Raw genomic sequence first — 541 nt, 5'->3', positions numbered from 1 at the left:
GAATACTTTATGTATGCCATGGTTGTTTCTTTTGTATTTTGTGTATGGGCCTTTGTCGACCACAAAATGCGAAAATTAGCTAAAAGACGACTTAGTCAACAGAAATAAGAATTCTAAAAATGGATGAGCGATCATCCATTTTTATTTGCTTAAAAACAATAAAATTGTCCCCATCACTAAAATAGCAGTTGCTAACAGCTCAGTAATAATTAAAGCGAACATCATAAATGTCATCAACCATGCAGGTAAACTGAAATGCCCTAACCTATGAGGTTGTTTAAACTGATTGGTCGTATCCTGCAAAAATCCGTGGATGATATAAACTAAAATTGAGAAACTAAAAAACAGTATATTTGCCAATACACACCATAAAGCAATATCTTCATTTAAAATCGTGAAATAGCTCAATACAGCCAGAATAAGTGTGGCTGCTGCATAAAGCAAACTGCTTCTATGTGCAATATCTACATAATAATGTGCACGGCTTAATTCGGAACGGCGTATTTGCCAATATTTCCATACTCCAGTTAACATTCCTATC

At 34.4% G+C, this 541-nt stretch carries 1 protein-coding gene; it reads right to left on the bottom strand.

Going from position 1 to position 541, the window contains the following annotated elements; translation table 11 throughout:
- Positions 1–141: 141 nt before the first annotated feature.
- Positions 142–541: hypothetical protein (locus ABD296_RS50155; protein WP_344285790.1), on the bottom strand; the 400-nt coding region annotated here is incomplete at its 5' end.

Origin of the sequence: Actinomadura napierensis (genome assembly GCF_039529375.1) — a bacterium.
GTDB classification, from domain to species: domain Bacteria; phylum Actinomycetota; class Actinomycetes; order Streptosporangiales; family Streptosporangiaceae; genus Spirillospora; species Spirillospora napierensis.
This window is presented reverse-complemented; position numbering and strand designations above follow the sequence as displayed.